The sequence below is a fragment of the Bradyrhizobium sp. AZCC 1693 genome (assembly GCF_036924745.1).
Classification (GTDB): Bacteria; Pseudomonadota; Alphaproteobacteria; order Rhizobiales; family Xanthobacteraceae; genus Bradyrhizobium.
The window spans coordinates 26,419-49,789 of the sequence record NZ_JAZHSD010000001.1 but is presented as its reverse complement, the minus strand read 5'-3'; the positions used below and the strand labels follow the sequence as shown (position 1 = coordinate 49,789).

Below are 23,371 nucleotides of genomic sequence, written 5' to 3'. Positions count from 1 at the left end.
TGCGACCTTTTCCATATAAAGGGTCACGGAACGGCGGCGTTAAACCAAGTTTAAAACTTTCGCTACACGCACTCACTCAAATACGCCCTCACTCTTAACAACACTCACTCCAACAACAAACTTCAAACGCGGCCGCGAGGCGGACTTTTCTGCTCGCAGCAGCATGAGTTAGATGCAAATGGGCCGTTCGACGCAACAGTAAAATGCGCATGGGTAACACCGTAAGACTGCGGGAACTTGCGGTTCCAATTCCGGCGGACGGCAAAGCTGCTCTCGAACGGCGAGGCTACTCCGCTCGCAAACTACGGGCGCAGCCTCTCCGCAACGAGCGGCGCCGTCATGATCAGAAGACACACGCTGAGATGGTGCGCAACGCACTCTCCGCGCCGGCCCGCCAGATCGCGGTCAATGCTGGTGAAGACGGCTCATGCGGAAGGGCGTGGCGCACGCCGTGCCCCTCCTGCTTGGGCGGAGAACACGCGCTGATGCGTCCAGTCGTTCGGTCGACGAATGCAAACCCCATCCTGGAATCGACTGCGCCATCAAGGAATTTCTGAAACCCCGCTTCGGTGTAGCGATCCGGCACCGGATGCACTTACCAGATCTCCGGGTCGGAGCCGGCTGCAAACATGTCGGTCCAGTCGTCCCTGGAAATTGGCCTGACGGTGACGGTGGGCCGACAAGCGTCGGCTGAAAATCGGGCTGGGACATGGATGCGAATGCAGCGTTGCTCTGCGATGTCTGAAAACAAAAAAGTGAAGGGCCGCCCGTGGGCGACCCTTCCTGTCACGCGTTCTCCGCAGGCTTGAGGCGGACCAGCTTGGTGAGCAGGGCGTCGAGGCCCTGCCCGTCACCCGCATGAAGGTCGATCCGGCCGACCTTCTCCACCAGCCGCTCCAGCGACTCCAGCTCCTTGAGCCGCAGCAGCAGAGGGTTCTCCTCCATCAGCCTGGCGGTGTTCAGGAGCGAGCGCGTCGCCGCGGTCGATTCCTGCCGGCGGATCAGGTTCGCCTTCGCGACCCGCTCCGCCTCCACCACCTTGTTGACGAGCTCGCGGATCTCGCCGGGCAGGATCACGTCCTTCACGCCGAGTTCGGAGACCTCGACACCGCTATCGGCGATACGCTCGCGCACGTAGTCGCGCAGCTCCGCGTCGAGCGACGCCTTCGCCGACAGCACCTCGTCGAGCGTACGACCGGCCACCGCCTCGCGGATCGCGAACTGCACCAGCCGGTACAGCCACGCATCCACGTCGGGCACGGCCGCGACCACGCGCTCGGGGTCGACGATCCGGCGGAATGCCGTCAGGGTCACACGCAGCGCGATGCGATCTCTGGTCAGCATTTCCTGCGCGGTGATCTCGACCGCCTGGGGACGCAGATCGAGGCGCTTCACCTCGATCTTGCGGCCGGCGATCCAGAAGGCGTGCCGGCCGGGCGCAAGCCGCTCCACCAGCCGGCCCTCGACGTAGAGCAGACCGGCTTCGTGGTTCTCGACCACCGCTTCCGTCACGATGGTAGGACGGTTGCGCTCGATCATCGCGAGGTGACGTGCGGTCACACGGGGATCGCTGGCTACATCGATGCGCTCGACATCGACTGAGGTCGCGACGTTCCAGTAGACGCGCGCCTGCCAGGGCGTCATCAGGTGCACGGGACGGCCGTCAAGGCTGACGATGGCGATCTCGTTCGCCTTCGTCTCGACAGCCTCGAACAGCTCTGCAGCAAGATCGGGCCGCGCGGCCTTCAGCACCGCGTAACGCTCCGCGGGGAATTCGGCGCGAACGACGTTGAAGATCTCCGCCGTCAACTGACGCCGCAGATCGAGCAGCCGGTGACGACCGGGTTCGAGCACGCGCTCGAGCCTGCCGTTACGCGTCAGCAACGCGCGCTCGCCATCCTTCACCGTCAGCGTCTTCATCAGCAAATGCCAGGTCATGGCACGCCTCCATGGTTTGCCCTCCGGCCCTCGCCGGGTCGGAAAGCGGGTCTCGTTTTTGCAAAGGACGTGGGGACGCGGACGACACTTCCTGAAAGCTCGGCGGGCCGGGTTTGAGCTTGCGCAGATAGCGGGCGCACGCGCGCGATCGCCCGACATGTGTCGAGCGGTCGAGCGTTGCCACCCGGCATCAACGCAAGCGGTATCCACCGCGGCGCAAAGCCGGTCTCACAGTGTCTAGGTTCGGACGAAAAGCCTTTCGGCAACACGGCCGGACTGCGACTGAAGCGCGCGTCCGGTCCCCTTCAATGGGAATCAGCTTTTCAGGCTGAACCGGAGCGTTGGAACGGGATTCGAACCCGCGTCACGATGATTCGTAGTCATCTGCTCTACCACTGAGCTATCCTTCGTTTGTGCTACAGACCGGAATCGAACCGGCGACCTTCGGGTATCATCCCGACGCTCTACCGCTGAGCCACTGTCGCGTCTTCACCTGGCGGAACACGAAACCGGAAACCGGCCCGCGCCAGTCGGGATCACAACGAGCCCGAACCCATGGCCAAAGCGAAGGAGCGGGTCAATAGACGAAACATCTTTCAGTTGCAAGCCTGCGTGCGAAAATTTTTGCCGACGAGCGTGGGCTGTAGCGCGGCGACCACAGCGCAGGGAGCAGCCCAGAACCTTCCACCGTCATTGCGAGCGAAGCGAAGCAATCCATTTCGCCGCTTGCAGAGGAATGGATTGCTTCGTCGCAAGCGCTCCTGGCAATGACGTGGGACGGCGTCCCGGATCGTCCGATCAAGCCGGACGACGACCTCGGTAGGCCGTTTGAAATTCGAATCTGAATTGAGGCGGCGGCGCCTACTGGACCTTCGCCAGCACCGCGAGACGACGGATGCCCTTGTTCTTGTAGGCATCGAGGAACGCGTAGTAGTCCTTGAACGAGACGCAGCCGTTGGACTGGCCGCTCGGCCCGAGCATGTAGGTGTGCGCGAGCAGGCCGTCGCGACCGTAGATTTTTTCCTCGCCGCCGATTGGCGTCAGCCGCAGCGCCGGCACACCGTGAAACAGCGCTTCACGCGGCTTCAGTTCGTAGATGTGCGGCGGCGTCACGCCCTGCATCCGCACATGCGAAGATTTGGGATCGTCCATCCTCGAGCCGAGGCCCGAATGCGCCTCCAGCCTGGTGCCGTCGGGCAGATACACCATCTTGGCGGCGATATCGTAGACCGCGGTCTGGCGGTCATAGGGCGGCGCGCCGCCCATCATCGGGTTCTGGCTTCGCGTGTCGATGATGCTGCCGGTGACGCTGGCGTCGGCGGATGCGAAAGCGAGCAGCGCGTTCTGCGCAGGCTGCTTGCCCCATAGCTTTTCAACCATCGACTGCTTCTCGTTGGAAGCAATCGACATCACGGCGGCTTTGGCGCGCTGCGCCATGTCGCGAACGGTGGAGCCGGAGGATGCCTTCGCGGTCTTGTCCTCCGCAGCCTTGGCTTCGGTCTCCTTCGGCGCCGCGGCCGGAACGTTCAAGGCGAGCTTGGTAGCCGGCGTGGAAACTTTCGGCTTCGGCGTCTCAGCAGGCTTCGACGCCTGAATGGCCTTCGGCGCTTCCGCCGGCGGCGAAGCTTCCGCCAGCTTCGTCGCTTCGACCGGTTGGGGCTCAAGAGATCTGGACGGCTCGCCTTGCGGCGCCGCCGCGGCAAACCGTTCGTTGAACATCAGCGAGCTCGCGACGTTCTCCGGCGCAGGGATCACCAGGGACTGTTGCGGCAGCGACGCGAATATTTCGTTGAAGGCCGGCCGCACCGTGCGGGCAGCGACCACGGTCGGGTTCTTGACGACAGGCGCCTCAAAGGCGGCGCTGTTCACGGATGGATAGACGTTGGCGCCAAGCACGTTGGTGTAAACGGTCCAGGCGCAGCCCAGCACGAGCCCCGCGACCGCGACACCGCCGAGGAAATGTTGGGGAATGCCTTTACGGGAAGGTTTCCTGCGGTTGTGCACCGCAGGGCCGAACGCACGCATACGCTTACTCATTCACACAACGCCCAGAACAACAATTCCACCAAGTCCCCCGTTTGATGCCGCGTCCGGATAGGTCCCCGACAGCATCTCGCAGAGGCACAGAGCGTCATTAAGGCGACTTTTAGTTAAATCCGGCTTAAACGCGGGCGGATGTAAGGCGGGTTCAAATACATGGAACTATTGGGGAAATTACCCCCGTAATGATCCGGGGATTAGTCCCAATCAGGGACACCCGGCGAATTGCTCGCCGGGTGTCCCACATCGGGCCAAGTTTGGCCTCAATCCTTGAACGGATCGAACTCGTTCTCGCCGGCCATCGCGACCGCGAACGGACGCAGCGTATGCTGCACCTTGATCGAGCGAGCGTGCTCGGTCAGCACCTCCGGCAGCCGTCGATAGGCCATCGGACTTTCATCGAGGTCGGCGCCTACCAGCGTCACGCCACGCGATTGCAGCCAGGCGTCCATCTCGGCGCGCGTGAACCGCCGCTTGGCCTCCTTGCGGCCAAACAGACGGCCTGCGCCGTGCACCGTCGAGTACAGCGAAGCCTTCGCCTCCTCGCTGTCGACGCCTTCAACGATGACCGCGTCGTCGCCCATCGATCCGCCGATGAAGCCACGCTGGCCGGGAAATGCCGGAGTAGCGCCCTTGCGCACCACCCACAAATCCCTGCCGCCATGGTTCTCCCGCCACGCATAATTGTGGTGGTTGTGAACCATGTCGGTGACTTCGCCACCGATGATCCGGCGCACGCGCTCGATCACCCATTCGCGGCCGGCATGGGAGTAACGCCCGGCGAGTTGCATCGCCGCGATGTAGCGCCGTCCGATCTCGCTGTCCTCGTCGATGACGGCGGGCGGCACGTTCATGCCGTCCTTGCCGCCCGCGGCCTTGAGGTAGCGGGTCGCGCTGGTGTGTCCGAGGCCGCGGCTGCCGAAGTGCACGCCGATCCAGACAAGGCCCTCCTCGTCGCGCAACAGATCGACATAATGGTTGCCCGATCCGACGGTGCCGAGTTGCGAGATCGCCTTCTGCCGGTAGCCGCCCATGTCGGACTCGCGCCACGCATCGGCGTCGTCGAACAGTTCATGCTCGACGCGCTCGTCGTTGGTGCGCCCGACACCGAACGAAATCACGTTGTGCACGTCCTTGATGATCGTGCCGACGTTACCTTCGATCTGGCTGAACGGCGTGTCGAGACGCACGGCCATGTTGCCGCAGCCGATGTCGAAGCCGACACCGGAGATGCTGATCTGCTTCTCATAGGCGATCACGCCGCCGACCGGCTGCGCATAGCCGAGATGACCGTCCGCGCAAATCACGCCGGCGACCACATTGCCGACCGACATGCAATTGCGCATCTGCGCGATGGTGGCGTCATCCTGCTTGCCAAAGATCTTGAGCGGGCTGTTCTGGTATTGCGCCGCCTGCGGCTTGAGCGCGATATCGGCCGCCACGGCCTCCACGTCGCGCGCGAGCTTCTCCTTGCGCGCGGCGTCCCGAAACAGGCACCAGGTCGGCATCGGCCGCTGGCCGGGCCGATCGATCTTCGCGTCGGGGTCAAGCCCGGCTTCAACGGCCAAAGCCCGGGCCCGCTCCTGGTAGGGATCGGATCGCATTTGATCCTCCTTCACTGCAAACGCCTCATACCGAAAGCCGTTCAAGGCTTCGAAGGATCCCATGTCGCTCGCAACAGAGGTCCGTTCGGTTCGCAGTGAAGTATCACAACGTCGAGCATGCCAGGAATGGCTTTGCGCGCCGCGAGTACTAATAACTCAGCTTCGGATACCAATCCCTGCCGCGCCCTTCCGGTGTGGTGTCCAGGATGGTCCACAGCGGATCGAAGTCCGGCGCACCGCGCGGATCCTGTCCGGGATCGGCGGTCGATGGTCCCATTTCGCCGGACCAGAAATGGCGGATGCTGCCGTCGCGGCGCGTGAACACGTTGTAGCCGGGCGCGTCCGCATCCGCAGCGCTGACATAGTCGCGCGTGTAGTCGCCCGATGCGTCCGAGTAGATCCGGTGCCGCGTCCAGCCGCGCGCCCTCTTCGCCTCGATCAGCCTTGCGATCGGCGAGCGCGCCACGAACACGAAGGCGATGCGCTGCTCGACATCGGGCAGCTTCGCTTCCCAGGTGCTCATGAAGGAGGTGCACATCGGGCACGGCTGCTCACGCTGGGGTCCGAACATATAGCTATAGATCACGAGCGTCTGCTTGTTGCCGAACAGGTCGGGCAAGGTTGCCTTGCCGCCCTCGCCTTCGAACGCATAGTTCTTCGTCACCACCCCGCCCGGCGGCAGCGCGCGGCGCAGTTCGGCGACGCGCTCGATGTGGCGGCGCAGCTCGATCTCCTCCGCCAGCAATTGCTCGCGGGCGCGGCGATACTCGGCGCTCTCGTTGGGGACGCGCACGCCGTTGCCGCGTGCGAGCTCAGTGGCGGGTTTCAGGGCGGAACCGGACATGGCATGACCTCTGCGTTGGTTGCTCAGCTACAAGACGCTCTGCGCCTCGGGGGTCCGACACCCGCGGGAAAAAAATTCGACCTACAACCGCAGATTCCGCCCGTTTTCGAGCTATTTTGCGTGGATATTCTGCATGGGAGCTATCGCCGAACCTTAACCGCCGGAGGCAGACATACTATCGCCTGCCGATGGCTTTGCATTGGAGGCTGGCGCTGTGATACGGCACCGTATCACCACCACGCCTGTTCCGCCCATACCCCGAAGGGGAAGCTGCCATGACAAAGCTGGCACGCGCCGGAAGTATCGCTGTTGCAAGCCTCGGCCTCCTCGCTGGACCTGCGTTGGCCCAGCCGAAATTGGGCTGTACGTCCGCGCCGACAGCTCAAGGGACGCAAACCGTGCATTGCCCAACGGCGATCACGATCGTGGCCGAGAGCGGTGCGAAGTTCGAACTGGGGGATCGCAACCGTGACGGCCATATCGATTCCGTCGAACTCAGCAACAAGGCCCTGCTGCTCGAGGTGCCGAAAAAGCTGGGCCGCGCCAGGTTCGACGTGGTGACGCCGCAGGCGATTGCGGCGGTGCGCGGCACCAAATGGGCGGTGGACGCCGAAGGCGCAAAGACATCGGTCTTCGTCGTCGACGGCCGCGTCAGCGTGGCGCGGCCCGCCGGCCGCGGCAGCGTCGTACTCGGCGCCGGTGACGGCGTCGATGTCGAGCCATCGGGCGAATTGATCGTCAAGCGCTGGCCGCCCGCGCGCGTTACGGCCCTGATGGCAAGATTGGGACAATAGACACGCAAATGAGCCGTCGACGTCTTCATATTCTGGCTGCGTTGCTTTGCACGGGATTGTGGGCAGGCGCGATATGGCTCGGCCATTCGAGCGGCCATTTGCGGTTTCTGGACCGGCTCGAATCGGCATTGACCGATATGCGAACGCTGGCGCGCGGCGTAAAGGCGCCGCCTGACCTCGTCACGATCGTCGCGATTGACGACACCATCGTCAAGCTCGCCGGCACCTATCCGCTGCCGCGCGCTGAGATCGCCAAAATCGTCGAGGCGATCGCACAGCTGGAGCCGAAGGTCATTGCGATCGATCTCTTGCTGGTCGACAAGGGACCCGCCGATGGCGATGCGGCGCTCGCGGAATCGCTCGCGGCGCGTCCGGCCGTGCTTGCGGCGGCGGCGGTATTTTCGAACACCGTTCAGCCTGCTGCAGAGGACGACGGGCCGCTGGCCCGGCTGCCGAAGGCTGACCGCTTCCTGCTGCCACTCCCGGCCTTTGCAGACCGTGCGGAAGTCGGCATCGCCAATGTGGCGACGGGCCAGACCGGCACGCCGCTGTCGGTCCCGATGCTGTTCCGAACGCGCGACAGAATCGAATTGTCGTTTCCGCTTCGTGTCGCCTCCATAGCGATCGGCCAGAAGCTGACGATCGAGCCCGACCGCCTGCTGTTCGGCGACCGGCCGATCGCGACCGCTTCCGATTATGCGCTGCCGATTTCCTATTACGGCCCGCGCCACAGCATTCGCACCGTCAGCGCCGCAAATCTGATCGATGGCCAGATCGACAAGGAAGCCATTCGGGGCCGGATCGTCGTCCTCGGTGCGACCGCAACCGGCGCCGGCGACTTTTTTCCGACGCCATTCGATTCACTGATGCCGGGGGTGGAAATCATTTCCACCGCGATTACGCATCTGGTCGCAGGGGACGGCGTCGTGCGCGACCGGCCGGTTCGTCTTGTCGAGGCCATTATGACGATCCTGCTTCCAATGCTGCTGATCAGCCTGCTGGCCTGGCGGCGAAACGCGATCGGCCTCTTGACGGTCAGCGTGGTCGTGCTGGCATGGGCGGCGGCGAATGCGATTTCCTTCGCGCATGGCATATGGTTCGACGCCGCGACGACCATTGCCGCCGCCGCGCCGCCGGTCGTCCTGTTCGGTACGTTGCAATTGTGGTCGGGCCGCCGCAGCGCCCAGCATCTCGCCACGCAAAACAGGTTGCTCGAACAATTCCAGACGCCGGGCCTGCAGCAATGGCTGACGCACGATCCCGATTTCCTGCTGGCGCCGGTCAGGCAGAATGCCGCCGTCGTGTTCGTCGATCTCTCCGGATTTACCTCGCTCAGCGAAACGCTCGATCCGGATGCCACGCGGGGGCTCCTGAAGGAGTTTCACGCCCTGGTCGACAAGGAAGTGACGCGGTGCGGCGGCATGATCACGAGTTTTCTCGGCGACGGCGCCATGATCCTGTTCGGCCTGCCGGAGGCAGCGCCGGATGACGCCACGCGCGCGGCGCAATGTTCGATCGCGCTCTGCGTCAAGACCGAACGCTGGATCGAGGCGTTGCCGCCGGCAATCGCCCAGCGCATCGGCTTCAAGATCGGCGCACATTTCGGACCGATCGTCGCTTCCCGGCTCGGCGGCCGAAACCATCAGCACATCACCGCGACCGGCGACACCGTGAACGTGGCGAGCCGTCTGATGGAAGTGGCGGCCCGCCACGAGGTTCGATTGGCGCTGAGCGATACGCTGCGCATCGCGGCGGAGCGCACCGGCGCCCGGCTGAAGACCGGCAGCCTTGCCGGCCCCGTCGAGACACAGATTCGCGGCCGATCAGGCTCGCTCACCGTCTGGCTGTGGCGGGGCGAACATCCCACGCAGGATCAACGCACGCATCCCGACGCCGCGGAGTGACCGGCCGCGCGCTCTATTGCAACTCCGGCGGCGGCCTACGGTCGAACACCTCATCCTTCGGCCCTTCCAGCACATCGAGCGCATAGGTCTCGATCACCAGCGGACCGCGCTTGCGCGCAACTTCGCCCACCCGCTCGACGCGAGCGAACCTGTCCTTCATGAAGGGGGCATCGCCGAGCCACGCCTCATATGCATACAGCGATTTGCCGTCGAGCTGCGCTGCATCCGGTTCGGGCATATTAACCCAACGGATGCGCTGGCTGTGCTGTGCGACGCAAGTCCCCTTCGGCAGATAGAAGGCGAGCCAGGCGGTGGTGCCGTAATCCGCCGCGAGCACGCATGTCGCGCCAACGCGCGCCCTCACCGCCTCAATTTCATCGGCCGTTTTGCGCCAGCCGATGCCGACGCTGCGCACGGTGGCATCGCGGCGATAGCCCGACAGCATGCCGGTGTCGGCCTGCACGACCAATAGCACGAACATCGCGACACCGCCCGGCGCCGCCCAGCGCCGGCAGAAATCGACCAGCCGTTGCCAGCGCGGCTGCCATTCGACCAGATGCGCGGCGACGGCGGCGGCGATCACAAACGCCGGGTAGACCGGCGCAAACCAGTTGGCCTCGACGCGGGCATGCAGCGAGTGCCAGACGAAATAGGCGACGATAACCCAGAACATCGCATTGACGAGCACGCTCCCCGCCGGCGCGCCGGCGCGCCGGCGGAACAGCGCGTAAAGGCCCATCGCACCGAGCATCCACACCAGCGGCGTCGCGAACGCGATCTGTGTCGGGATCAGCTCGGCAATGAAGACCGGATGAAAATCCTCGATCCTCGCCCGCCCCATCTGCTTGATGAAGGAAATCCAGTGGTGATCAGCGTTCCAGAGAATGACCGGCGCAAACAGCAGCAGCGCGACGAGCCCGCCGAGATAAAGCCACGGCGAGATCAGCCAATGCCGCAGCTTGGGAACGGCGACCAGCCAGATCAGGATCGCCGGTCCGAAGAACAGCGCGGTGTATTTCGACAGCAGCGCGCAACCGGCGGCGGCGCCGACCGCCAGCCACCATACGCCGCGACCGGTGTGCAGCACCTTGGCGAGCGCAAACAGCAGGAGACTGGAAGCGACCAACAACGGCGCGTCCGGCGTGACAATCATGGTGCCGACCGCGGCCATCAGCGTGATGTTCAGCAGGATCGCCGACGACGCGGCCACGCGCCGGCTTCCGAACAGGATGGCGCCGGCCTGATAGATCGCCCAGCTCATCGGCAGCGCCAGCAGGATAGAAACCAGCCGCACGCCGAACTCGGTATCGCCCGCGATCAGCGTGCCGAGCCGGATCACCACGGCGACCATCGGCGGATGATCGTAGTAGCCGCCGGCGAGATGCTTCGACCACATCCAGTAATAGGCTTCGTCGAAGGTGATTGGCGTGAACGCCGCGGCGATCAGGCGTAGCGCCACCAGCCCCAGGATTGCCAGACCAGTGTTGAGGGCAACCCGCGCTTCGTTCGGATTCATCTTCCCGTCATCGCTTGCGCCAGACGAACAGTCCGGACATCGCGTAATTCCAGACCACGCCCATCAGCGCGCCTGCGGCGCCCGCGAGCCACCAGATCGGTTCCTGGTCGAAGACCGCGAACGCGACGCCGACATTGGCGAGCAGTCCGACCCCGCAGACGAGATAGAACAGCAACAGGCCGCGCAGGATCGCAAATCCCTTCAGCCGCTGGTCGCGATAGGTGAGAAAATTGTTCAGGATGAAATTGCTGGTCATGGCAACCAGCGCGCCGATGGCCTGCGCCTCCGCAAACGGCATCTGGAGGATTTCATGCGCAATGAACAGCGCCGTGAGATGCACGACAAGGCCGGTGCCCCCGACCATTGCAAACAACAGGAAACGCAGCGACACCACGTCGTGCGTCAGCTTCGCCAGCACCAGGCCGAGGAAATCCAGCGCCACCATGGAATCGAGCTTGCTCTCGCCGTGCTGGCGCGAACCGAAAGTGTAGGGAATTTCGATGGCGCGCAGCTTGCCCTGCGCGGTCGCAATGACGTCGAGCAGGATCTTGAAGCCCTGGGTCGAGAGCTCTGGCGCCAGTTGCTCGAAGCGGTCGCGGCGGATCATGAAGAAGCCGCTCATGGGATCGGCGACCTCAACCTTCAGGACGCGCCTGGCAACCTCGGTTGCAAGCTGACTGGCCCCTGCCCGCTGCTTGTTGAAACTGTCGGCGCTGCCGCCCTCGACATAGCGGCTGCCGACCACGAGTTCCGTCTCGCCGGTCCGCAACAGCGCGACCATCTTCGGCAGTTGCGTTTCGTCGTGCTGCAGATCGGCGTCGATGACCGCTGCATAGGGGCCGCTCGATGCCAAAATGCCCTCGATGCATGCCCCCGACAGGCCCCGCCGCCCGATCCGGCGGACACAGCGGACGCGGGAATCCCTCCGCGCCAGCCCTCGCACCACTTCCCAGGTTCCGTCAGGGGAATTGTCGTCGACAAAGACCACTTCCCAGGCAATGCCTGATAGCGTGGCTTCCAGCCGCCGGTACAACACGGTGACGTTGTCGCGCTCGTTGAAGGTCGGCACAACGACCGAAAGCTCAGGCAAACCGGCCTGCGACGGGGTTTCGGGGCCCGGTTTGATGGCGTCATTCATGATCGCCAGCGTATATCCGCAGCCGCCCGACATGCCAAGGCGAGCGTCAGGAACGAAGTGACTGGACGGTGAAAACGGTGGATGAAACCGACCCGGTGTCTGCCCGTCATGGGCTGCCCGGTGGCCTTCCGCGGGATCGGATCCAGGGCCTGCTTCGCTTGAAAATGCTCTGAAAATGCCAACGACCACGAACAGAGGGCGCGCGTACATCCGGCGCAGCCAAACTATTCATGGTCGTCCCGGCGCCGGAGCCTTGAAGCGTCAACGTCGCCGTTGGCGGCTAGATAGGAATGCCCCGGCGATTTCGCAATGGCGATCCCGCCCCTAGTTCGGCACTTCCCGAATCACCGGCCCGCGGGGGGCTGGCGCCGCAGGAACCTGCTGAACCGGCGCGGGCTGCTGAAGGGTCGCCGGCTTGGGGGGCTTTCCGAACTGGCCGATCGGCCCGTAGGCGATTGCAACGACCATCACGATCGACGCGACGATGGCTCCCAAAAGACCGGCGACTGACTGCGAATTCATACTCAACCATCCCCTACGCCTGATCGGGAACTGATATCACGGAAAAAGCTTGTGGAGGAATAGTCTCGGCGTTAGCCACCAACAATACCGGCCGCGACCAGGCCTCCAAAATCTCACCACGCGAGCGCCGCGCGACGGACAAGCAAGAACCGCGATTCCATCGCAAACATGGCGGAGTCTCGACCTTCGGGTTGACAGGGAATAGGGGAAGAAGATGTCGAATACAGATCAGGGCAAACCGGCCGGGAAATCCGGACGGCGCAACCGGAAGGGAGAGCGGGGCAAAAAAGCCGCTCCCCAAGAGAGTTCGACCGTGAGTTCGACCGTGAGCCCGGCGCCGGTTGAATTGCAGAGCCCGGATCAGGATCAACCACCGCGACCGGAGCCGGTTCACGCGGAAAGCCCGAAGGTGGATCAGCCGGCCATCGACGAACCAGTGGAGGCCGTTGCCGCGCCGCCCGAGCCGCAGCCGGCCGCGGCGCCCTCGCCGCCCGAGCCCGCACCAGTCAAGGCCGCGCCCGCCGAGGCCGCGTCGATCCAGCCCGCAGCAGCCGAGTCCGCGGCGGAGCCGGTACCGGTTAGCCTGCAGACCATCGCGAATGCCTATCGCGACTACACCAGGAAATCGATCGAGGAGTTCGGATCGTTTGTCGAACAGCTCAGCGGCGTTCGCTCGCTCGACAAGGCGATGACGGTTCAGAGCGAATTCGTGAAGCGGGCCTATGAAACTTCGGTCGCCGAGTCGCAGAAGATCTGCGAACTCCACAACCGGCTCGCCAAGCAGACCCTCGACCCATTCAAGGGGTTGACGGGCAAGACGCCGGCGACGCACGGCAAGTCCTGAGCCGAACGCGAAACCGGTTTGGCGCAAAATTGGTGGAATCAAGAGGCTCCGGTTTTCCGGAGCCTTTTTTGTCGAGAGACCACGCCTTAAGCCAGCCCCGGCAAACTGGCCAATCCGGGCCGATTTGGTTAACATGCGCCTTGCCCTCCCCCATTTCCGACGAGCCCTCCCGTGAGCAGGCCTTCCAAATCGACCGCGAAAAACAGCGGCAACATCTTTATCGGCATCGGCGGCTGGACCTTCGAGCCGTGGCGCGGGGTGTTTTATCCCGAAAAGCTCGCGCAGGCGAAGGAGCTGTCCTACGCCGCATCGAAGCTGACCTCGATCGAGATCAACGGCACCTATTACGGCTCGCAGAAGCCGGAGAGTTTTCGCAAATGGGCGCGCGAGGTGCCGGACGGATTCGTGTTCTCGCTGAAGGGACCGCGCTTCGCGACCAACCGTCGCGTGCTGGCGGAAGCCGGCGATTCCGTAAAGCGCTTCTACGATTCCGGCGTGCTGGAGCTCGGCGACCGGCTCGGTCCGGTGCTGTGGCAGTTCGCGCCGACCAAAAAATTCGACGAGGCCGATTTCGGCAAGTTCCTCGAACTGTTGCCGCGCAAGCACGAAGGCCGCGCGCTGCGTCACGTAGTCGAGGTGCGGCATGACAGTTTCTGCGTGCCGGAGTTCATCGCGCTGCTGCGCAAGTTCGAGACGCCCGTCGTGTTCGCCGAGCACGGCAAATATCCGGCGATTGCCGATGTCGTCAGCGACTTCGTCTATGCGAGGCTGCAGAAGGGCAATGACGAGCTCAAGACCTGCTATCCGCCGAAGCAGCTCGACGCCTGGGCCAAGCGCTTCCAGGCCTGGGCCGGTGGCGGCGAGCCCGATGATCTGCCGCGCGTCGACAAGGCCAAGCCGACGAAGGCGCCGCGCGACGTGTTCGCCTATGTCATCCACGAGGGCAAGGTGCGCGCACCGGCCGGCGCGATGGAATTGATCGAGCGTGTGAAGTAACTCCTAATCCAGCTTGATGCCGGCCTCGCGGATCAGCTTTGTCCAGTTGTCGTATTCCGACGCGACGAAGGCATCGAGCTTGTCGTCCGGGAGATCCCACACCTCTCCGCCGCTCTTCTCAAAACGCTCCTTGAGCTCGGGCAGTGAGGCGCGGATTTCCTTCCGCAGTTTTGCGATCGCATCCGGCGGGGTTTTTGCGGGCGCAAAAATCCCAAGCCAGGAATCGACATCGAGGCCGGGCACGCCGGCTTCCGACATGGTCGGCACGTCAGGCGCCAGCGGGCTGCGTTTCGACGACAGCACCGCAATGCCCTTAGCCTGCCCCGACTGCACGTAAGGCAGCCCGGCAGCGTTCGAATCGAAGAACAGGTCGATGCGGCCGGCGAGCAGGTCGGTGAAGGCCGGCGGCGAGCCCTTGTAGGGGATCTCCTGAAATTTTACGCCTGCCGCCTTCATGAACGCAGCCGCCACCAGATGCTGGCCGGTGCCGACGCCGGCCGTCGCGACCGAAATCGAGCCGGGGTTGGCCTTTGCAGCCGCGACGATGTCCGCCAGCTTGCCATGCGGCAAATCCTTGCGGCCGACCATCACGTAACCGAACTTGTAGATCAGCGCGACCGGCACGAAATCCTTGCGGGGATCGTAGCCGAGCTTCGAATACAGCGCCGAATTGAACGCCATGTTGGAGAGCCCGCCGACCACCAGCGTGTAGCCGTCCGGCTCGCTCTGGCTTGCCGCCTGCGTGCCGACCACGGTGCCGGCGCCCGGCTTGTTCTCGACCACGAAGGCCTGCCCCATCCGCTTCGACAGCGCATCCGCAAGCTGCCGCCCGACCAGATCGTAACTGCCGCCCGGCCCGATCGGGACGATGATCTTCACCGGCCGATCGGGATAGCCGGTCTGTGCGTGCGCCGCCGCAGCGCCGCAGACGAGCAGCGCGAGTGTCCATGTCAGCGAGCGGCTAATTCGGTTCATCTTGTCCCCCCGGAGAATGGCCATCGACACGCTCTTTCCCGGAACTATGCGACACGCCACTTCCGGCCGCAACGCGGATGTAGCAATCGATCGATCATTACCGTAGCCTTGTGCCAGCGACATAATGTCTGGATCGATATGGCCCGCAGGACAAAGCGTCTCTTCACCATCGGCTATGAGCAGACGCCGGCCAAGGCGGTGCTCGACGAGTTGGAAAGCGCCGGTGTCATGCTGCTCGTAGACGTGCGCGCGGTCGCATCCTCGCGGCGGCCGGGGTTCTCCAAGAATCAGCTCGCGGCAGGTCTGGACGAACGCGGCATTTCCTATCTTCACCTCAAGGGGCTCGGGACGCCGAAGAGCGGCCGTGAGGCGGCGCGCAGCGGCAAGTTCGGCCTGCTGCACAAGATCTATTCGGCGCATCTGAAGACGGCGCAGGCGAAGGAGGAGCTCGACGAGCTGTCGGCGCTGGTGAACAAGTCCGGTCCTGTCTGCATTCTCTGCTATGAGCGCGATCATACCCATTGCCACCGGCAATGGATTGCCGAGATCATCGAGGAGCGCGACGGCGTGAAGGTGGAGAATCTGGTCGCGCCGCAAGTGTAGAGCCGTAGATCCTCTGGGTGAGTGGGTGGTCGCAAACTCAGCTTACCCCTGACCACTTGCCACCCATAGGATCTACGAGGTCATCAGCCCTTGCCATCAAGCCCGAACGTTCCCTCCATGATCTGCACGCAACTGCCGCCGACATGGATGGAAACGACTGTGCCATCCTTCTTGCGGACGCGCGTCAGCAAGAGGCTGGGCCGGCCCATGTCGACGCCCTGCCCGATCTTCAATTTCAGTTCGCCGTCCTTGATGTCGTCGAGATCGGCAAGCAGCGCCGCGCAGGCCGCCGTCGCGCTGCCGGTCGCGGGATCTTCGGACAGCCCGCTGGCGCCGGGATGAAACATCCGCGCCTGCAGCTCGCATGGCTTTTCGCCGGCCGGCACGTCGCGTGTGTAGAAGTAAACGGCGTCGCTGCCGTCACATGGGAAAGTTTTTGCGAACGCCGCAGCATCGGGCCTGGCCCGTCGCAGCGCCTCGCGGGAGGCGACTTCGACGGCCAGAAACGACAGCCCGACCGAGATGATCTGCGGCGCATGACGGTCAGTCTTGATGTCGCCAGCCGGCAGCGAGAGGCAGGCAGCCGCCTGTTCGACAGGAAGATGCGACATCCGGTTCAGCGGCTGCGGCGCGGTGAATTCGGTGCTGACGACCCTGCCCTGCACGGTCACGATCTCGACCGGCACGAGACCTGCACCCTCCTCGAACAGCAGCCGCGCCGACGGCTTTGTAGCCTGCGTCGCCAGCACGAAGGCGGTGCCGACATTGGGGTGGCCCGCGAAGGGTAGCTCCCTGTTCACCGTGAAGATGCGCACCTGCGCGTCGTGGGCGGGATCGGCCGGCGGCAGCACGAACGTCGTCTCCGAATAGTTGAACTCGGTGGCGATCGCCTGCATCTGTTCGGTCGACATTCCACCGGCGTCGAGTACGACGGCCAGCGGATTGCCGCCGAAGGCGCGGTCGGTGAAAACATCCAAAGTGATATAACGCCGCTTCATTTCGATACTCCCGTTATCCCAGCCGCCACACGGCCATCGGCTGCTCATAGCCCCTGACCTCGACCTCGCCGAGCGAGACGGCATCGCCGCATGCTTCGCCGAGCGCGTCGCGAACCGCTTCCGAGATCAGGAATTGCGAATTGAAGTCCTTGTTGAGCGCCTCTAACCGCGAGGCGAAGTTCACGGTGTCGCCGATCACGGTGTATTCCTTGCGCCGCGGCGAGCCGATATTGCCGGCGACCACCTCGCCGATGTGGATGCCGATGCCCATGCGCAGCGGCCAACTCGTCGCCTCATTGACCCGCGCATTGGCTTCCAGCATCTCGCGCGCCGCGGCGACCGCGCGGTGCGCCGGGTCCGGCGCCTCCAGCGGCGCGCCGAACAGCGCCAGGAATCCGTCACCCAGAAACTTGTTCACGATGCCGCCATGGCGATCCAGAATATCGACCAGGATTGCGAAGGCACCATCGAGCCGGTCGACCACTTCCTGCGGCGTGCGGGTGCGCGCGCCGGCCGTAAAACTGCGAAAATCGACGAACATGACGGCGACCCGGCGGACGTCGCTGTCGGTTCGCGTGCCCTCGGCCATCAGGCGTTCGACCACCTGCGGCGAGACGTGCTGGCCGAACAAATTGGTGATGCGGTCGCGCGCGGTGGCGGCCTTGATGCTGGCTTCGAACTGGCGACGCAACTGGTGCCCGACCGCGCCTGCGAGCACGCCGCAGATCAGGAGGATCAGGCTGCGCGCGGCGTGATAATAGATGGGTTCGGCCTGATCGCCGATGGCCGGATGATAGAACATCGCCATGCAAAACAGCTGAACGGCGGCGACGGCGCCGGTGAAGGTCGAGAGCCAGAAATCCAGCCGCAGGGTCGAGAGGATGATGAAGATGAAATAGGTCATCGGCGTCACGAAGCCGAGCGCGGCCACCGATCCCATGCTGTTGATGTGCAGCGCCAGCGCGACCGTCGGCATCGAGGTCTCGATGAGCGCGCCGATATAGCGCCGGACCACCGGCAGGTCGCGGCCATGCTGCATGTGTCGGGTGATCTGGCCATGCACCCACAGCTCGAACAGGATGAACGGCAGGATGATCGAATAGAGGTATTGCGGCTTCAAATTGCCGTGCCAGACGCGGCTCACCGCGTCGGAAGCGAAGAAGTAGACGGTCCATAGGATGACGGCGAGCAGCGCGGTAGTTGCGATCAGCGCCTTGATCCGCAACAGTTCGGTCGTCATCACTTCCTGCATCAGCGCGCGCTGGAAGTCAGCCGACACTCCTGTGTCTTGGTCTTTTGTTTTCTTGCCCCGGAATCCCAGCATTATTGCCCCTTGTCATTCCGGGGCACGCGAAGCGTGAACCCGGAATCTCGAGATTCCGGGTTCGATGCTGCGCATCGCCCCGGAATGACGATGCGCATATAACCTCAATCCAGCGTGCGACGGAAGCGCGTCACGGCGATCGTCATCGCAATCAGCATCAGTGCAATGAGTGCAATCGTATCGTATTGCAGGTTGGAAGGCGCGGCGCCCTTCAGCATGATGGCGCGGACGATGCGGATGTAATGGGTCAGCGGCAGCCCCTCGCCGAGATATTGCGCCCATACCGGCATGCCCGCGAATGGAAACATGAATCCGGACAACAGAATGCTGGGCAGGAAGAACATCATCGACATCTGCATCGCCTGCAACTGGTTCTGCACGATGGTGGAGAAGGTGTAGCCGATCGACAAATTGGTGGTGATGAAAAGCGTCGTCAGCGCCGCCAGCAGCGCCACGCTGCCGAGGATCGGCACCCCGAACAGCAGGACCCCGATGCTGACGATCAGCGAGGCCTGGATGAAGCCAACGATCACATAGGGAATGATCTTGCCGAACATCACCTCCACCGGCTTGATCGGCATCGACAGCAGGCTCTCCATGGTGCCGCGTTCGATCTCGCGCGTCACCGACAACGCGGTGAAGATCAGCATGGTCATGGTCAGGATAGTGCCGACGAGGCCCGGCACTATGTTGAGCCGCGACTCGGCCGCCGGGTTGTAGCGGGCATGCGCCCTGATCTCGAACGGCATCTCGGGCGGATCGCCGATGTGGAGGTCGTGGGCGAGCGCGGTCTGCACCAGGGCGCCGAGGGAGCCAAGTGCAGAGCCCGCAGCGACCGGATCGGTGGCGTCCGCTGCGACAAGCAGCGCCGGCTTGTCGCCGCGCCGCACCGCGCGTTCAAAGCCGCGCGGAATCTCCACCCCGAACAGCACCTTGCCGGACTGCAGGAGATCGTCGAATTCGGCGACGCTGTGCACTTCGCGGGTGAAGCGGAAGTAGCTGGTATTCTCCATCGCCTTCAGCACCGAGCGCGCCAGATCGCTGTCCTCCTGGATCAATACCGCCGTCGGCAGATGGCGCGGCGTCGTGTTGATGGCATAGCCGAACAGCAATAGCTGCATCACCGGGATCATCACGATCATCGCGAACGAGACGCGGTCGCGGCGGAGCTGGATGAATTCCTTGACCAGCATCGCATAGCTGCGCCGCCAGAAGCCGAAAGCCGGCTCCGGGACGTCACGATTCTGATTGGTCGCTTCGGTTGCACTCATTGGAAATTGTCCTTTGAGCGGTTCATGAGGTCGATGAACACGTCTTCCAGCGACGGCTCGCTATCCTGCCACTGCCATCCCCGGTGGTCCCGGTAAGGCGCGATGGTCGCCTCGAGCGCGGATTTATCGCGCCCCGAGACGTGCAGGCTGGTGCCGAACGGCGCCACCATGTCGACGCCGGGCTTGCCGGCAAGCTCTGCCGCAAGCCCGTTGAGGTCGTCGCCGGAAACCGTCCAGGTCGACAATTCCGATTTCGCGATCACCTCGTCCACCGTGCCGTGCGCCAAGAGGTGGCCATAGGCGATATAAGCGATCTCGTGACAGCGCTCGGCCTCGTCCATGTAATGGGTCGAGACCAGCACCGTCAGGCCGTCGGCGGCGAGCGCGTGGATCTCGTTCCAGAAATCGCGCCGCGCCTTGGGATCGACGCCGGCGGTCGGCTCGTCCAGCAGCAGCAATCGCGGATTTGGCAGCGTGCAGGCGCCGAGCGCCAGCCGCTGCTTCCAGCCGCCCGAAAGCTCGCCGGCAAGCTGCTCCCCGCGGCCGTTCAGCCCGATGCGCTGGATCATGTCGCGTGCGGCGCCGCGCGCATCGCGCAGGCCGTAAAGCCGCGCGACGAATTCGAGGTTCTCGCGCACCGAGAGATCCTGGTACAGGCTGAAGCGCTGCGTCATGTAGCCGACCTGGCGCTTGATCTTGTCGGCGTCGCGGCGGATGTCGTAGCCGAGGCAGGTGCCCTCGCCGGCATCCGGCGTCAGCAACCCGCACAGCATGCGGATGGTGGTGGTCTTGCCGGAGCCGTTGGGCCCAAGGAAGCCATAGATCGAGCCGCGCTTCACCTGCATCGAGAGGTCATGCACGACCTCGCGGCCGCCGAACGATTTTGACAGGCCTTCGACGTTGATGGCGATGTCTGGCGCTGAGGTTGGCGCTGCGCTCATCGCTTTTCCGCCACCGGTGTTTGGGGATTAAGGAATACACTGATCGGCTGGCCGACGCGCAGCACATCAGCCCGGCTCGGCCGCGCTTGGATCAAATAGACCAGCTTGTTGCGCTCATCGAGGCTGTAGATCACCGGCGGGGTGTATTCGGCCGTGGTCGCGATGAAATAGATCTTCGCCGTCAGGTCGGCCGCGCAATTGTCGCAGGTCACCTTCACATCGTCACCGATCGCAAGCTTCGGCAGTTCCGTCTCCGGCACGAAGAAGCGCAGCTTCATGTTGCCGGGCGGCATGATCGACAATACCGGCCGCTGCGCCGGCACCATTTCGCCTTCGCGGAAATAGATCTGCTGGATGGTGCCGCCGACCGGCGCAAAGCCGCCGCGCCGCGCCAGCCGGGTCTGCGAGGTGTTGACGCGCGCTTCGGCCACGCGCAACGCCGAGGTCGCCGAATCCAGGTTGGCCTGCGTGCCGGAACCTGTCTTGCTCAACGACGACGCGCGATCGAAGGTCTGCTGTGCATTGGCGAGCGTGGCCTTGTTCTGATTGAGGTCCGCCTGCTGCAGATCGTCGTCGACTGAATAGAGCTGCATGCCGGGCTTGACCTCGTCGCCCTCGCGCACGTTGAGCTTGGTCACGCGCCCGCTTTCGTCCGGGCTGACGAAGATCATGTCGGCCTCGACCCAGCCCTGAAAGCCGGGATCCTTGCGCTCCTTGCAGCCCGTGAGCACGGCGGCGAGCGCCAGCGCGGCCAGAATTGCCGTCATTCGCGACGAGGTCATGTCGTCCTCCGTTCGCCAAAAATCAGATCGAGATGCACCCGAAACATTTCGAGGGCGTCCAGTGGCGCATGTCTGCTGAAAAGGCTCTGCCAGATCACGGCGATCAGCGCCGGGGCCACCATGATTTGCGGAAACCGCGCCAGGTTTTTCTGTTTGATCTCGCCGCGCGCGATGCCGAGTTCGATCAGCGCGCGCATGCCGGCGAGGCCGCGCGACACCACCTCGCGGTAATAGAAGTCGGCCACTTCAGGAAATCGCGGGCCTTCGGCGACGATCAGCCGCACGAGGTCGCCGCGCCGCGTGGTCGCCACCTCCTCGATGAAGGTTTTGGCAAACGCCTCCACCATGTCGCGTACCGACGCGCCGGGCTGAGGTGGCGTGCCCCAGAGACGGGTGATCATCGGCACGATGGCGGTGCGGATCAATTCCTCGAACATCGATTCCTTGTCCTTGAAGTGCAGATAGATCGTGCCCTTGGCGACGCCGGCGCGCCTGGCGACGTCATCGAGCCGCGTCGCCGCAAACCCGCGCGCAATGAACTCGTCCATCGCCGCCTCGATAATGGCCCCGCGCCGTTCGGCCGCGCGTTCGGCGCGGTTGGAGGTAGGCCTGGGCAACGCCGGAGCGGCCGATGCCGTCTCCCCGGCCCGGCGATTGGCGGGTTTCGGGGCCGATTTCCGGACGTTTTTGGTAGCTTCCTTTTTCATGCTCATATTATGACTGACTAGTCAGTCATTGTCAATTTGGACCGGAAAACGACCTTTCACATGGGCGTGACCGAACCTCGATCGCGCTGGCTGGCTGTAGGATATTGCGCGGCTCCAATGGCGCGTATACGCCACAGATGCGGGGTATCCGGTACGCTGCGGCTTATCCGCGTCATTGCGAGCCACCCGGTCGGCGCAAAGCGCCGCCGGATGACAGGCTCCGCAAAGCAATCCACCCCGCGGCATAAAGAATGGATGGATTGCTTCCGCCTTCGCTCGCTGAGCTTCGGCGGACAAGTCGCTTCGCTCGCAATGACGAAGGAACGTCATACCCGCGAAGGCGGGTATCCAGTACGCTGCGGCCTATCGATTCAATCACTGCTGTCTCTGGAATACTGGATCGTCCGCCCCAGTGCGCAAGTGCGCACAAGGCGGACGATGACAGATGAATGTGTGTTCGCGTTCTCGCGACGCATTGCGCCCGAGATTTGCTTAAAAGCCTTTCCCTCAAACGAGAGGGAACAGGGAATGCCGGGTGCTTGCTGCACCCGCGGTCTCGTGTGCAATATGCAGAGAAATGCGCACACGAGCATACAGGTACAGCCGGAGCACTCCGGCATTCCCTGCGCAATGGCTTGACGGCTTATGCCGCGCTCTCCCTGGAGACGAATTCGTCTTGCCTCCATCACTGCCGGCTTGATGGCTCAATCGATCCGGTTGGATCGACCTCGCCACCGGCAGCTTGGCACCAGCCACGGGTGTCGGGACCACACGGTTTTGCCGTACGCGTCAGCGCCGTACGTCTTGCGCACCGTTTGCCGCTCATGAGGTTCAACCCACCCTGCGACCACCTTGTGCGCCGACGCTGCCGCGTCCACCACATCCCGCCTCGCGTTCGTGACGATCGCGATACGCCCCTCTTGTCGAGACGAGACAGCGCGGAAATAGCCACTGATTTGGGGTCAATTAAAAGCGGGAAATTTTTGCAAGGCAGGCTGGACGACCCAAATCAGATTGAATCTGTTCAGCAAATTAGATTTTGCGCGCACTGCTTTTCCAGCGCGGTTGCCCGCGCTGGTGAGCGTACGCACAGCCAATACGTCGTCCGAGGCCTCGGCCTAATGCGTTGTCCGCGCCAGGATGACATGATTGACTGGGCCATGAAGCGTTGGCCTGCCGAAATGGCAGCGTGTTGAAGTCGAGCGAGGCGCAGATGGATATTCGAGCCAAGCTAACAGAGCTGTGCGATGCGTTTAATGCGCACGATCTGGACCGGATCATGAGTTTCTTTGCCGATGATTGCGTTTTGGAGATGCCAAGGGGGAATAAGCCGTATGGCTCCCGTTCTGAGGGCAAGCAGAATGTGCGGCAAGGGCTGGCTGGGCGTTTTGAAGGACTGCCCGACGTCCATTACGGAAACGCCGAGCATTTTGTGGATTCGCAAACTCAAACCGGCATTTCGAAATGGTGCCTCACTGGCACTGGTCGGGATGGCAAGAAGCTGGAAGTGCGGGGTTGCGACTTCTACAGCTTCCGCGACGGCAAAGTGGTTCGAAAAGACTCATATTGGAAACTCGTCGAGTGAGCCCGGGATGGCCGGTTGATTCGACGTCCCGGCAAATGTCCGCTG

At 63.5% G+C, this 23,371-nt stretch carries 20 protein-coding genes and 2 tRNA genes; 6 read left to right on the top strand and 16 right to left on the bottom strand.

The window, feature by feature from the left end; genetic code table 11:
- Nucleotides 1-786 precede the first annotated feature (786 nt).
- From V1293_RS00255 to V1293_RS00230, 6 genes are all read right to left on the bottom strand, one after another.
- A complete protein-coding gene (locus tag V1293_RS00255) occupies nucleotides 787-1,938 on the bottom strand; it encodes a slipin family protein (protein ID WP_334505671.1) in 1,152 nt (383 codons plus the stop codon).
- A 342-nt stretch (nucleotides 1,939-2,280) separates the two neighbouring features.
- A tRNA-Arg gene (locus V1293_RS00250) sits at nucleotides 2,281-2,344 on the bottom strand.
- 8 nt (nucleotides 2,345-2,352) lie between these two features.
- A tRNA-OTHER gene (locus V1293_RS00245) sits at nucleotides 2,353-2,423 on the bottom strand.
- 376 nt (nucleotides 2,424-2,799) lie between these two features.
- A complete protein-coding gene (locus V1293_RS00240; protein ID WP_334505669.1) occupies nucleotides 2,800-3,975 on the bottom strand; it encodes a DUF2778 domain-containing protein in 1,176 nt (391 codons plus the stop codon).
- 266 nt (nucleotides 3,976-4,241) lie between these two features.
- Complete coding sequence (locus V1293_RS00235; protein ID WP_334505667.1) at nucleotides 4,242-5,582, bottom strand: RtcB family protein; 1,341 nt, start codon at nucleotides 5,580-5,582, stop codon at nucleotides 4,242-4,244.
- Nucleotides 5,583-5,730: 148 nt separating this feature from the next.
- Nucleotides 5,731-6,426: a DUF899 family protein gene (locus tag V1293_RS00230; protein ID WP_334505665.1), complete on the bottom strand. Its 696-nt coding sequence runs from the start codon at nucleotides 6,424-6,426 to the stop codon at nucleotides 5,731-5,733.
- Between the two features lie 275 nt (nucleotides 6,427-6,701).
- On the opposite strand from V1293_RS00230, the gene V1293_RS00225 reads away from it, so the two are divergent.
- Nucleotides 6,702-7,220, top strand: coding sequence for a FecR domain-containing protein (locus V1293_RS00225; protein ID WP_334505663.1), 519 nt, complete (start codon nucleotides 6,702-6,704; stop codon nucleotides 7,218-7,220).
- Nucleotides 7,221-7,228: 8 nt separating this feature from the next.
- Nucleotides 7,229-9,124 (top strand): CHASE2 domain-containing protein, encoded by a 1,896-nt coding sequence (locus tag V1293_RS00220; RefSeq protein WP_334505661.1) that lies wholly within the window; start codon nucleotides 7,229-7,231, stop codon nucleotides 9,122-9,124.
- Between the two features lie 13 nt (nucleotides 9,125-9,137).
- Here the strand turns inward: V1293_RS00220 and V1293_RS00215 are convergent, their stop codons facing one another.
- The 3 genes from V1293_RS00215 to V1293_RS00205 all read right to left on the bottom strand — a co-directional run bounded on the left by V1293_RS00215 (nucleotide 9,138) and on the right by V1293_RS00205 (nucleotide 12,300).
- Nucleotides 9,138-10,640, bottom strand: coding sequence for a glycosyltransferase family 39 protein (locus V1293_RS00215; protein ID WP_334505659.1), 1,503 nt, complete (start codon nucleotides 10,638-10,640; stop codon nucleotides 9,138-9,140).
- A gap of 7 nt (nucleotides 10,641-10,647) precedes the next feature.
- Entirely contained in the window at nucleotides 10,648-11,778 is a 1,131-nt protein-coding gene (locus V1293_RS00210) for a glycosyltransferase family 2 protein (RefSeq protein WP_334505657.1), read from the bottom strand.
- A gap of 324 nt (nucleotides 11,779-12,102) precedes the next feature.
- Nucleotides 12,103-12,300, bottom strand: a complete 198-nt coding sequence (locus V1293_RS00205; RefSeq protein ID WP_334505655.1) for a hypothetical protein — start codon at nucleotides 12,298-12,300, stop codon at nucleotides 12,103-12,105.
- A gap of 535 nt (nucleotides 12,301-12,835) precedes the next feature.
- Between V1293_RS00205 and V1293_RS36070 the strand changes: the two genes are divergently transcribed.
- Both V1293_RS36070 and V1293_RS00195 read left to right on the top strand, forming a co-directional pair.
- Nucleotides 12,836-13,144: a phasin family protein gene (locus V1293_RS36070; protein ID WP_442894326.1), complete on the top strand. Its 309-nt coding sequence runs from the start codon at nucleotides 12,836-12,838 to the stop codon at nucleotides 13,142-13,144.
- A gap of 171 nt (nucleotides 13,145-13,315) precedes the next feature.
- Nucleotides 13,316-14,140: a DUF72 domain-containing protein gene (locus V1293_RS00195; RefSeq protein WP_334505651.1), complete on the top strand. Its 825-nt coding sequence runs from the start codon at nucleotides 13,316-13,318 to the stop codon at nucleotides 14,138-14,140.
- A 3-nt stretch (nucleotides 14,141-14,143) separates the two neighbouring features.
- Here V1293_RS00195 and V1293_RS00190 read toward each other — a convergent pair whose 3' ends face one another.
- Nucleotides 14,144-15,115 (bottom strand): Bug family tripartite tricarboxylate transporter substrate binding protein, encoded by a 972-nt coding sequence (locus V1293_RS00190; protein ID WP_334505649.1) that lies wholly within the window; start codon nucleotides 15,113-15,115, stop codon nucleotides 14,144-14,146.
- Between the two features lie 138 nt (nucleotides 15,116-15,253).
- On the opposite strand from V1293_RS00190, the gene V1293_RS00185 reads away from it, so the two are divergent.
- Nucleotides 15,254-15,718, top strand: a complete 465-nt coding sequence (locus V1293_RS00185; RefSeq protein ID WP_334505647.1) for a DUF488 domain-containing protein — start codon at nucleotides 15,254-15,256, stop codon at nucleotides 15,716-15,718.
- An 83-nt stretch (nucleotides 15,719-15,801) separates the two neighbouring features.
- On the opposite strand, the gene V1293_RS00180 is transcribed toward V1293_RS00185, so the two are convergent.
- From V1293_RS00180 to V1293_RS00155, 6 genes are all read right to left on the bottom strand, one after another.
- Nucleotides 15,802-16,716 carry a PhzF family phenazine biosynthesis protein gene (locus V1293_RS00180; RefSeq protein WP_334505645.1) on the bottom strand — a complete coding sequence of 305 codons (915 nt, stop codon included), beginning with the start codon at nucleotides 16,714-16,716 and terminating at the stop codon, nucleotides 15,802-15,804.
- Nucleotides 16,717-16,729: 13 nt separating this feature from the next.
- Nucleotides 16,730-18,040, bottom strand: coding sequence for an adenylate/guanylate cyclase domain-containing protein (locus tag V1293_RS00175; RefSeq protein ID WP_334505643.1), 1,311 nt, complete (start codon nucleotides 18,038-18,040; stop codon nucleotides 16,730-16,732).
- Between the two features lie 104 nt (nucleotides 18,041-18,144).
- Nucleotides 18,145-19,311: an ABC transporter permease gene (locus V1293_RS00170; protein ID WP_334505641.1), complete on the bottom strand. Its 1,167-nt coding sequence runs from the start codon at nucleotides 19,309-19,311 to the stop codon at nucleotides 18,145-18,147.
- Entirely contained in the window at nucleotides 19,308-20,252 is a 945-nt protein-coding gene (locus V1293_RS00165; RefSeq protein ID WP_334505640.1) for an ABC transporter ATP-binding protein, read from the bottom strand. The genes V1293_RS00170 and V1293_RS00165 overlap by 4 nt, the downstream gene beginning before the upstream one ends.
- Nucleotides 20,249-21,034: an HlyD family secretion protein gene (locus tag V1293_RS00160; RefSeq protein WP_442894190.1), complete on the bottom strand. Its 786-nt coding sequence runs from the start codon at nucleotides 21,032-21,034 to the stop codon at nucleotides 20,249-20,251. The genes V1293_RS00165 and V1293_RS00160 overlap by 4 nt, the downstream gene beginning before the upstream one ends.
- Entirely contained in the window at nucleotides 21,031-21,741 is a 711-nt protein-coding gene (locus V1293_RS00155; protein ID WP_334505639.1) for a TetR/AcrR family transcriptional regulator, read from the bottom strand. Before V1293_RS00155 ends, V1293_RS00160 begins: the two co-directional genes overlap by 4 nt.
- Before the next feature lie 1,213 nt (nucleotides 21,742-22,954).
- Here V1293_RS00155 and V1293_RS00150 point away from each other — a divergent pair.
- Nucleotides 22,955-23,326 carry a nuclear transport factor 2 family protein gene (locus V1293_RS00150; RefSeq protein WP_334505638.1) on the top strand — a complete coding sequence of 124 codons (372 nt, stop codon included), beginning with the start codon at nucleotides 22,955-22,957 and terminating at the stop codon, nucleotides 23,324-23,326.
- Nucleotides 23,327-23,371: the final 45 nt, after the last annotated feature.

Excerpts from the sequence above, each read along its gene's own strand:
- V1293_RS00175 (WP_334505643.1), bottom strand. The coding sequence starts at position 18,040 with ATGCTGGGATTCCGGGGCAAGAAAACAAAAGACCAAGACACAGGAGTG.
- V1293_RS00185 (WP_334505647.1), top strand. The coding sequence starts at position 15,254 with ATGGCCCGCAGGACAAAGCGTCTCTTCACCATCGGCTATGAGCAGACG.
- V1293_RS00155 (WP_334505639.1), bottom strand. The coding sequence starts at position 21,741 with ATGAAAAAGGAAGCTACCAAAAACGTCCGGAAATCGGCCCCGAAACCC.
- V1293_RS00160 (WP_442894190.1), bottom strand. The coding sequence starts at position 21,034 with ATGACCTCGTCGCGAATGACGGCAATTCTGGCCGCGCTGGCGCTCGCC.
- V1293_RS00240 (WP_334505669.1), bottom strand. The coding sequence starts at position 3,975 with ATGAGTAAGCGTATGCGTGCGTTCGGCCCTGCGGTGCACAACCGCAGG.
- V1293_RS00230 (WP_334505665.1), bottom strand. The coding sequence starts at position 6,426 with ATGTCCGGTTCCGCCCTGAAACCCGCCACTGAGCTCGCACGCGGCAAC.
- V1293_RS00215 (WP_334505659.1), bottom strand. The coding sequence starts at position 10,640 with ATGAATCCGAACGAAGCGCGGGTTGCCCTCAACACTGGTCTGGCAATC.
- V1293_RS00180 (WP_334505645.1), bottom strand. The coding sequence starts at position 16,716 with ATGAAGCGGCGTTATATCACTTTGGATGTTTTCACCGACCGCGCCTTC.
- V1293_RS00165 (WP_334505640.1), bottom strand. The coding sequence starts at position 20,252 with ATGAGCGCAGCGCCAACCTCAGCGCCAGACATCGCCATCAACGTCGAA.
- V1293_RS00220 (WP_334505661.1), top strand. The coding sequence starts at position 7,229 with ATGAGCCGTCGACGTCTTCATATTCTGGCTGCGTTGCTTTGCACGGGA.
- V1293_RS00225 (WP_334505663.1), top strand. The coding sequence starts at position 6,702 with ATGACAAAGCTGGCACGCGCCGGAAGTATCGCTGTTGCAAGCCTCGGC.
- V1293_RS00150 (WP_334505638.1), top strand. The coding sequence starts at position 22,955 with ATGGATATTCGAGCCAAGCTAACAGAGCTGTGCGATGCGTTTAATGCG.
- V1293_RS00235 (WP_334505667.1), bottom strand. The coding sequence starts at position 5,582 with ATGCGATCCGATCCCTACCAGGAGCGGGCCCGGGCTTTGGCCGTTGAA.
- V1293_RS00170 (WP_334505641.1), bottom strand. The coding sequence starts at position 19,311 with ATGAGTGCAACCGAAGCGACCAATCAGAATCGTGACGTCCCGGAGCCG.
- V1293_RS00255 (WP_334505671.1), bottom strand. The coding sequence starts at position 1,938 with ATGACCTGGCATTTGCTGATGAAGACGCTGACGGTGAAGGATGGCGAG.
- V1293_RS00205 (WP_334505655.1), bottom strand. The coding sequence starts at position 12,300 with ATGAATTCGCAGTCAGTCGCCGGTCTTTTGGGAGCCATCGTCGCGTCG.
- V1293_RS00210 (WP_334505657.1), bottom strand. The coding sequence starts at position 11,778 with ATGAATGACGCCATCAAACCGGGCCCCGAAACCCCGTCGCAGGCCGGT.
- V1293_RS00190 (WP_334505649.1), bottom strand. The coding sequence starts at position 15,115 with ATGAACCGAATTAGCCGCTCGCTGACATGGACACTCGCGCTGCTCGTC.